The sequence below is a fragment of the Actinomadura sp. KC06 genome (assembly GCF_004348735.1).
Taxonomy (GTDB): domain Bacteria; phylum Actinomycetota; class Actinomycetes; order Streptosporangiales; family Streptosporangiaceae; genus Spirillospora.
In genome coordinates this window covers 1-7,726 of the sequence record NZ_SMKT01000259.1, presented here as the reverse complement: position 1 = coordinate 7,726, position 7,726 = coordinate 1, and the positions used below count along the sequence as shown (strand labels likewise).

At 74.8% G+C, this 7,726-nt stretch carries 12 protein-coding genes; 10 read left to right on the top strand and 2 right to left on the bottom strand.

Annotation, left to right across the window (positions count from 1 at the left end; genetic code table 11):
- The first annotated feature begins 113 nt into the window (after window positions 1-113).
- The 9 genes from E1287_RS40640 (at window position 114) to E1287_RS46120 (ending at window position 4,323) form a co-directional block, all read left to right on the top strand.
- A complete protein-coding gene (locus E1287_RS40640; RefSeq protein ID WP_131971041.1) occupies window positions 114-443 on the top strand; it encodes a hypothetical protein in 330 nt (109 codons plus the stop codon).
- A 145-nt stretch (window positions 444-588) separates the two neighbouring features.
- Entirely contained in the window at window positions 589-1,035 is a 447-nt protein-coding gene (gene gvpJ, locus E1287_RS40635; protein WP_131971039.1) for a gas vesicle protein GvpJ, read from the top strand.
- Complete coding sequence (locus E1287_RS40630; protein ID WP_131971037.1) at window positions 1,032-1,814, top strand: GvpL/GvpF family gas vesicle protein; 783 nt, start codon at window positions 1,032-1,034, stop codon at window positions 1,812-1,814. The genes gvpJ and E1287_RS40630 overlap by 4 nt, the downstream gene beginning before the upstream one ends.
- A 4-nt stretch (window positions 1,815-1,818) precedes the next feature.
- Window positions 1,819-2,070 carry a gas vesicle protein GvpG gene (locus E1287_RS40625; protein ID WP_131971035.1) on the top strand — a complete coding sequence of 84 codons (252 nt, stop codon included), beginning with the start codon at window positions 1,819-1,821 and terminating at the stop codon, window positions 2,068-2,070.
- A gap of 15 nt (window positions 2,071-2,085) precedes the next feature.
- The gene (gene gvpO, locus E1287_RS40620) at window positions 2,086-2,346 is read left to right on the top strand and encodes a gas vesicle protein GvpO (protein WP_131971033.1); all 261 of its coding nucleotides are present in this window, start codon (window positions 2,086-2,088) and stop codon (window positions 2,344-2,346) included.
- Window positions 2,347-2,397: 51 nt separating this feature from the next.
- On the top strand, window positions 2,398-2,760 hold the full coding sequence (locus E1287_RS40615) for a gas vesicle protein (protein ID WP_131971049.1): 363 nt from the start codon (window positions 2,398-2,400) through the stop codon (window positions 2,758-2,760).
- The gene (locus E1287_RS40610; RefSeq protein ID WP_243719780.1) at window positions 2,760-3,668 is read left to right on the top strand and encodes a GvpL/GvpF family gas vesicle protein; all 909 of its coding nucleotides are present in this window, start codon (window positions 2,760-2,762) and stop codon (window positions 3,666-3,668) included. Before E1287_RS40615 ends, E1287_RS40610 begins: the two co-directional genes overlap by 1 nt.
- Window positions 3,665-3,883: a gas vesicle protein gene (locus tag E1287_RS40605; RefSeq protein WP_243719779.1), complete on the top strand. Its 219-nt coding sequence runs from the start codon at window positions 3,665-3,667 to the stop codon at window positions 3,881-3,883. Before E1287_RS40610 ends, E1287_RS40605 begins: the two co-directional genes overlap by 4 nt.
- The gene (locus E1287_RS46120; protein ID WP_243719778.1) at window positions 3,880-4,323 is read left to right on the top strand and encodes a gas vesicle protein K; all 444 of its coding nucleotides are present in this window, start codon (window positions 3,880-3,882) and stop codon (window positions 4,321-4,323) included. The genes E1287_RS40605 and E1287_RS46120 overlap by 4 nt, the downstream gene beginning before the upstream one ends.
- 1 nt (window position 4,324) lies before the next feature.
- Here the strand turns inward: E1287_RS46120 and E1287_RS40595 are convergent, their stop codons facing one another.
- Together E1287_RS40595 and E1287_RS40590 are read right to left on the bottom strand one after the other, a co-directional pair.
- Window positions 4,325-5,896, bottom strand: a complete 1,572-nt coding sequence (locus E1287_RS40595; protein ID WP_131971031.1) for a TROVE domain-containing protein — start codon at window positions 5,894-5,896, stop codon at window positions 4,325-4,327.
- Window positions 5,897-6,564: 668 nt separating this feature from the next.
- Window positions 6,565-7,419, bottom strand: coding sequence for a methyltransferase domain-containing protein (locus E1287_RS40590; RefSeq protein WP_131971029.1), 855 nt, complete (start codon window positions 7,417-7,419; stop codon window positions 6,565-6,567).
- A 29-nt stretch (window positions 7,420-7,448) separates the two neighbouring features.
- Between E1287_RS40590 and E1287_RS40585 the strand changes: the two genes are divergently transcribed.
- The coding region (locus E1287_RS40585; RefSeq protein WP_131971027.1) for a winged helix-turn-helix domain-containing protein at window positions 7,449-7,726 on the top strand (278 nt) is incomplete at its 3' end.

Below are 7,726 nucleotides of genomic sequence, written 5' to 3'. Positions count from 1 at the left end.
TAAGAGACAGGGGCGTGGGGCGGGATGTTTGCGGTCGCCCGGCGGGGTAGGCGCGTTGCGGCGGCGGCCGTGGGCCGCCGGCCGCGTGATGACCCCCCGGATGGAAGGGACGCATGATGAACACCCCCCGAGTTCCCAGCGGCAAGTCACAGAAGGTGAACGACTCCGGCCAGGCGGCCGGCAAGGCCACCGGCAAAGCGACCGGCAAGGGCACCGCGACGGCGCGGCGGGCCACCGGAGCGACCAAGACCACGGCGCAGGGCGTCCAGGACGGCGCCCGCAAGAGCGCGGGCCAGGTCGGCGGACAGGTCGCGGCGCTGCCCGGACGGGTCGCCGGGCTGGCGCGGCTGGTGACGCTCGCCAGGCTCCTGCGCGCCGCCCCGATCGCGGCTGCCGCGGCCGTGGGCCTCGCCGTCGGACGCCTCACCGCCAGGAAGCGCTGACCCCGCCCACCTGCGGCTTCACCCCCCTGACCGCCTTGACCGGCCGCTGACCGAAAACAGGGGATCCGTTTAGGCAGATCGGTGCGGGTACATCGGGGGGCGTGCCAGACCGAGACGAATACCCCCGATCGAGGGAGTGGATGACATGACTGGGCCGATCGCCCAGCAGACCTCCGGCACCGGATACGTCCAGCGCGGCGGGTCGGGCAGCAGCCTGGCCGACGTCGTCGACCTGATCCTGGAGAAGGGCCTGGTCATCGACGTGTACGCGCGGGTGTCGCTGGTGGGGATCGAGATCCTCACGGTGGACGTGCGGATCGTGGTCGCCAGCGTCGACACCTATCTGAGGTTCGCCGAGGCCTGCAACCGGCTCGACATCTCCCATGACGGCACCTCGCAGGGCCTGCCGCAGTTCGTGGAGGGCATGCAGGAGTCGGGCGCGAAGAAGAAGACGCGCGGCGCGCTGGAAGGAGCGGGAGAGCGGCTGAAGGAGACCTTCGGCGGCGACTCCGGCGACTCCGGCGACTCCGACGATGAGGAGAAGCAGCCCGCGCGGCGCCGCTCGTCCCGCAAGAAGGAGGACGAGGAATGAGCACGCCGCAGCCCCCCGGCGCCCCCGCCCCCGGGGAACCGCAGTACGTGTACGGGGTGACCCGCTCGGGCGCGGTGCTGCCGCCCGAGGTGAACGGCCTGGACGACCGGCCGGTGTCGCTGGTGGAGGACGGCGGCGTGTGCGCCGCGGTCGTCAGCGCGCTGCCCGGCGGCCGGGCGCTCGGCGAGCGCGCCGACCTGGTGGCGCACCAGCGGGTGCTGAACGCGCTGGTGGACGCCGGGACCGTGGTGGTGCCGTTCCGGTTCGGGGCGGCGATGGCCGACCGCGCCGCCGTGCAGAAGGAACTGCTGGCCGCCAACGCCGAGCGGCTCGGGCAGGTCCTGGACGAGCTCGACGGCAAGATCGAGCTGCGGCTGAAGGCCACCTACGTCCAGGAGACGGTGCTGCGCGAGATCATGGCCGCCGACCCGGAGATCGCCGAGCTGTCGCGGCGGCTGCGGGAGGTGCCGCCCGACATCGCCGACGCCGTCTACTACGACCGCGTCCGGCTCGGCGAGCTGATCGCGCAGGCGATGCAGCGGCGCCGCGACCGCGACGGGCAGGCGCTGCTGGACGGCGCCGCGCCGGCGGCCGAGGCGTTCACCAGCAAGCCGCCGGTCCGGGAGGAGGACGTCCTGGACGCCTCGTTCCTGGTCCGCGCCGACCGCCGCGCCGAGTTCGAGCGGACCGTCGACGATCTGGGCCGGGCGCACGCCGACCGGGTCCGGGTCCGGCTGATCGGGCCGCTTCCGCCCTATGACTTCGTCCCGGAGGTCTGAGCCGATGGGCCTGTTCACCGGACTGCTGACGCTGCCGCTGGCGCCCGTGCGGGGCGTGGCGTGGCTGGCGGAGGTCCTCACCGAGCAGGCCGAGGCGCAGCTGTACGACCCGGCGCGGATCGCGGCGGAGATGCAGCAGGTCGCCGACGAGGCCGCCGCCGGGGAGATCACCGAGGAGGAGGCCGCGGCCCGCGAGGAGGACCTGATCCGCCGGCTGAACGAAGGCCACGCCCGCCGCGGGCCGGCGGGCGGCTAGCCAGGGAGGCCCGGAATGTTGTCCGCGTCGCAGGCCGCCAAGCGGGCGGTCGAGCACGTCACCGCGATGACCGGCCGCTGCGCCGAGGGCGTGGTGGGGGTGGAGCGCGCCGGCGAGGACGGCTGGCGCGTCACGGTGGAGGTCGTGGAGACCCACCGCATCCCCGACTCCGCCGACATCCTCGCGGTCTACGACACCGAGGTCGACGCGGACGGGGAGCTGGTCGCCTACCGGCGCACCCGCCGCTATCCCCGCGGACGAGTGGAGAGGGACTGAAGAGCGTTGAGTGAGATCTCCTGGGGCGGGTCCCGGCCGCCGGCACGGTCGATGGCGGGCGATCGGCAGGGCGCCAGCCTGGCCGACCTGCTGGAGCGGATCCTGGACAAGGGCATCGTGATCGTCGGGGACGTCCGGGTGAACCTGCTGGACATCGAGCTGCTGACGATCAAGCTGCGGCTGCTGGTGGCGTCGGTGGACCGCGCGAAGGAGATGGGCATCGACTGGTGGGAGCACGACCCGTCGCTGTCGTCCAAGGCGCGTCCCGCCGGGGAGGTCGCCGGCGGCCGCGACCGGGAGCTGGAGGAGGAGAACCGGCGGCTCCGCGAACGCCTCGCCGCGCTGGAGGCCGCCTCGGGCGGCCCGGGCGCCGCGGGCGGCGCTTCGGCCGCCGGCGGGAAGGAGCCGACGTGATGACCATGACCGCGGGACCGTTCGCCGCCGACGGCACGGCCGTCTACCTGTACGGGGTGGCGCGCGGCCTGGACCCGGGCGCGCTGCGCGGCGCCGCCGGGGTCGCGGGCGCGCCCGTGCGCGGCGTCGTGGAGGGCGGGCTGACCGCGCTGGTCAGCACCGTCCGGCTCGAGGAGTACGGGGAGGCGGCGCTGCGCGCCAACCTGGAGGACCTGGCGTGGCTGGAGGCCACCGCGCGCGCCCACCACGCGGTGGTGGACCGGGCCGCGCACGCCGCGCCGACCGCGCCGGTCCGGATCGCGACGATCTACCGCGACGACGCGCGCGTGGCCGAGGTGCTGGCGGCGCAGAGCGCCCGGTTCGGCGAGGTGCTGGACGGCATCGCGGGCCGTTCGGAGTGGGGCGTCAAGGCCTACGCCGCCCCCGGTATCCCGGACCACGGGGACGGGGGCCTCACAGATCCCGGTGGGGGGCTCGCGCCGAGGGCCGAGCCCCTCACCGGCCCCAACCCCGGCGCCGGCTCCGACCCCGGTGGGGGTGGGGGTGTGGGGACGGCGTATCTGCAGCGCCGCCAGCGGGAGCGCCGCCGCCGCGAGGACGCGGGCCGCCGCGCCGCCCAGCGCGCCGCCGACGTCCACGCGGCGCTGGCCGACCACGCCGTCGCGTCCCGGCACCACCCGCCGCAGGACCCGCGCCTGTCGGGACGGCCCGGCGCGCAGATCCTCAACGTCGCCTACCTGCTGGACGAGGAGCGGGTCGAGGGCTTCCTCGCGGTGGCGCGCACGGCCGCGGACAGGCTGCCTGGCGTGGAGGTGGAGGTGACGGGGCCGTGGCCGCCGTACTCGTTCATCGACACCGCCGACACCGACGCCGCCGCCGCGCCCGCGGGCGGGCCGGAGGGCGTGTGAGCGCCGTCCTGGACCAGGGCCGCGACGTCCCGATGGAGCGGATCGCGCTGGTGGACCTGCTGGACCGGCTCCTGGCCGGCGGCGTCGTCATCACGGGTGACCTGGTGATCTCGATCGCGGGCGTCGACCTGGTGCAGGTGTCGCTGCGGGCGCTGATCACGACCGTCCGCGACGAGCTGCTGCCCGACGCGCCCGGACCGCAGGAACGCCCGTGACCCGCCCCGACCACCCCGACCGCCCCGGCCGCCCAGGGCGGCCCGGACGCGGGCCCGGGCGGGAGCCGGTGACGGGCGAGGCGGAGGTCCGCGACGCCCCCGACGCGTACCCGTTCACCACCGCGCCCGCCCCCGCGGAGGGCCCGCGGGAGCGGTCGTCGCGCACGATGCAGCGGCTGCGGTCCGACCCCGAGACGGTGGAGCGGGACCTGGTGAAGCTGGTGCTGACACTGGTGGAGCTGATCCGGCAGCTGATGGAGCGGCAGGCGCTGCGCCGCGCCGACGGCGGCGACCTCAGCGCCGACCAGGTCGAGGCGCTCGGCCTGGCGCTGATGCGCCTGGACGAGGCCATGACCCGCCTGAAGGACCACTTCGGCCTGGACGACCACGACCTCAACCTGGACCTGGGCCCCCTCGGCCCGCTCCTTCCCGAGGACTGACCTACCGCAGCCAGGGCCAGGCGGCGTCGCGTCCGCCTTCCAGCAGCGGGATCAGCCTGAACGCGGTGTCGGACAGGCCCCCGAACACGTGCCGGTTCCCGCCGCCCGACGGGCCGTGCCCGTGCTTGTACCCGGCCAGGTTCCAGGTGTAGACGGGGACGTCCGCCGGGACCTGCGCGGTCGGGTCGGCGCCGTGGCGGCCGCCCCACGCCTGCTCGTCGGTGACGATCACGACGCGGTCGTGCTTGCGGTAGTTCTCCCGGACGGCCGCGGCGGTGTCGGTCCCGCCCATCCAGGTGAACCGCCCCAGCACGGTCAGCAGCGACTCGCCCCCGCCGACGCGCACGGGCCGGTGGCCGGTGCCGAACTCCACCAGGTCGGCGGCGGCCGCGCGCAGCGCCAGCGCCGTCCCGAAGATCGCGGCGGAGTCGGCGCGGTTCAGCCCGGACTTGTCCGAGACGCGACCGAACATCGACCCGGACCGGTCGACCAGGATCAGCGTCCGGCCGGTCAGCGCGGGCACGTTGGCCAGGGAGTGGTTGAGCGCCTGCTCCAGCGGCCACGCCCACCGCAGCGACGGCGCGGCCTTGTGCGCGGCCAGGAACCGGAACGGGAACATGCGCGAGCGGGCGATCACGCCGGGGTCGGCGAGCCTGGCCGCCACGGTCGCGGCGGCCTCGTCGGACACGCCCGCCTGGTCGAAGTTGCGCAGGTTCCTCGCCAGCGCCAGCACGCCCATGCCGGGGATGATCGCCTCCCACGCGGCGGCGTCCATCGGGCCCTGCAGCCAGCCCGCCAGGGCCTCCCAGGTGATCCCGGCCGACCGCAGTCGGTCGGGGCCGTCGGCGGCGAGCAGGACCGCCCGGCGCTCGGCGGCGGGCGTGGCCATCAGCTCCCGGCGGGCCCGCAGCATCGGCAGCGCGGGCTCGCCGCCGCGGCCGTGCCGCCGGTCCAGGGCGTGTGCGAACAGCTCGCCCTGCCACGGCTTGTCGGGCGCGGGCGCCGGGTGGACGAGGTCGATCACGTCGCCGAAGCGGAAGCCGTGCGTGCCGGTGTCGTACTTGAGCAGGGACCGCTCGGTGTAGAGGCGCCGGACGGCGTCGGCGATGCCGCGCTTGACCGGCTTGGGCACGGCGCGGCCGTAGGCGGAGGTCCAGTAGGCCAGGGCCTCGCCGGGTTCGTCGGCGCGCTGCAGGACGCTCGCCACGAGCTGCCGGTTGCCGCCGTTGAGCCCGGCGTCCAGGCGCGCGTGGACGGCCTCCAGCGCGGCGGCGACGGGCGCCGAGCGCATGTTCGCCTCGCCGCGCAGCCACGGCAGGAACCCGGCCATCCAGTCGGCGTCGTCGACGGCGACGCGGTGGACCAGGTCGCGGAAGCGGGCGTCGCGGTCGCCGGCGGACTCGTAGAAGGTGTCCTCGCCGACCATGTTCGCCACGGCGAGCAGGAACAGCTCGCCCTTGGCGTCGCGGGCGTAGCCGGGCGCGCCCTCGTGGGTGCGGCCGGACGGCGCCGCCCCGGCGCGGATCGCGCTGGAGACCGCCGCGCGGACGGTGCCGCGGTTGAACTTCGCCATGAGCAGGGCTCCCTTCCCAAGAAATGAGGGAGCCCTTCCAGGTGTTCGCGGTGATGCCCGAGATCAGGAATCGGCGACGGTCCGACGCGTCCACTGCTCTGCCGTGCTGAGCTACGCCGCCCCCATGGACGGCGGCGGGATTCGAACCCGCGCCCTGTGGATCCCCAAAGAAGTATCCGTTGCCTGCGCACCGGGCACCGCAAGGAAATGTGCTCCCTCCCGAGATCGAGTCGGCGCACGGAATTGCCCCGCCGAATGGGGCGGCAGGCCCATGAGGGGCCAGTAAGGAATCGAACCTCGAAGTATCCGTCCACCTGCGCACCGGGAGGTGCGTGTTCAGTTGTGACCAGAGAGCGCGCCCGAGATCGGAGGTCGGCGAGAGGCACGAAGCGCTCTAACCCTTGAGCTACACGAGCCCCAAGGGCTCGCGGCGGGACTCGAACCCGCAACCACTCGATTATGTGTCGAAGTAACTCTCACCTGCGCACCGGGCGCTCTCTGCAGTTCGCCCGAGCCCTTCCGAGATCGGAGGCGGCCTCGGGACTGGGTGCTCTTTTGCAGAAAGAAGTATCCCGTGGCCTTCGCACCGGAAGGGCGATATCCCTAGGAGACCAGCCCGGGCGCCGCCCGCACAACCGAATATCCGATTAAGGGGGCCGGGTCGACCGCTAAGGGGCCGGGTTGACGGCCGTGCCTTTGAAGAAGGTGTAGTGGAATGTGCCGTCCGGGGCGGCGGTGCGGTGCAGGTCGGCGACGCCGCGGTTCCAGTCGGCCGGGGTGGCCAGCCCGGCGGCGACGGCGTCGGCGCGGACCGCCTGGACCATCGCGGTGAAGGTGTCGCGGGTGAACGCCCGCGCCAGCGCCGGACGGCTCCCGTCGGCGTACACCGTCCGCGGTCCCACGCCGACCCGCGCGTACCCGGCGGCCGACAGCAGCGGCGCCAGCCGCCGCCCGATCAGCGCGTCCCCGCCCGCGGCCGCCTGCAGCGCGACCAGGTGCGCGATCGCGGCGCGGGCGTGCGCGCTGTCGGGGTGGAAGAACGCCGACCCGTGGTCGCCCTCGATGACCGTGACGGTCCCGCCGGGCCGCAGCACCCGCCGCAGCCCCGCAAGCGCGGCCCGCGGGTCCGGCAGGTGCTCCAGGACGAAGCACACGAACAGATGGTCGAACGCGCCGTCGGGGAACGGCAGGTCGTGCAGGTCCCCATGCCGCCAGTCCACCCGAGCCCTCGGAAGGGACGCCGCGACCCGCGCGCGGGCCTGCTCCAGCGACGCGGCCGACACCTCCACCGCGGTCAGCCGCGCGCCGGGGGAGCGGGCCAGCAGCTGCACCGTCTGCGCCCCGACCCCGCAGCCGACCTCCAGCACCCGGCTCCCCGCCGGGTAGGACGTCCCGTCGTGCAGCAGATCGGCCAGCGCCTCGGCCTGGTCCCCGAGCCGCCGCGCCTCCCGCCCCGAATACCCGTGCACATACCCGTTCCCCGGACCGCTCGCCGGGTCGTCCGCCGTCGTGGTCGCTTCCATGGACGCCACCGTGCCCCCACAATGGCCTGGTGAACAGGTCCAATCCCGGCGAGCCCGACCGGTCCATAACGCGGGGGTCGGACTTCCTGCAGCTCGACCCCGCCCACGCGCCGCCCGGCGGCCTGTCGGACTGGCTCGCCGGACGGCTCCGCGCCGCGATCGCCGACGGCCGCCTGCCCGTCGGCAGCCGCCTGCCCGCCACCCGCGCCCTGGCCGCCGACCTGCGCGTCTCGCGCGGCGTGGTCACCGAGGCCTACCAGCGCCTGGTCGACGACGGCCACATCGCCGGACGCGGCCGCGCCGGAAC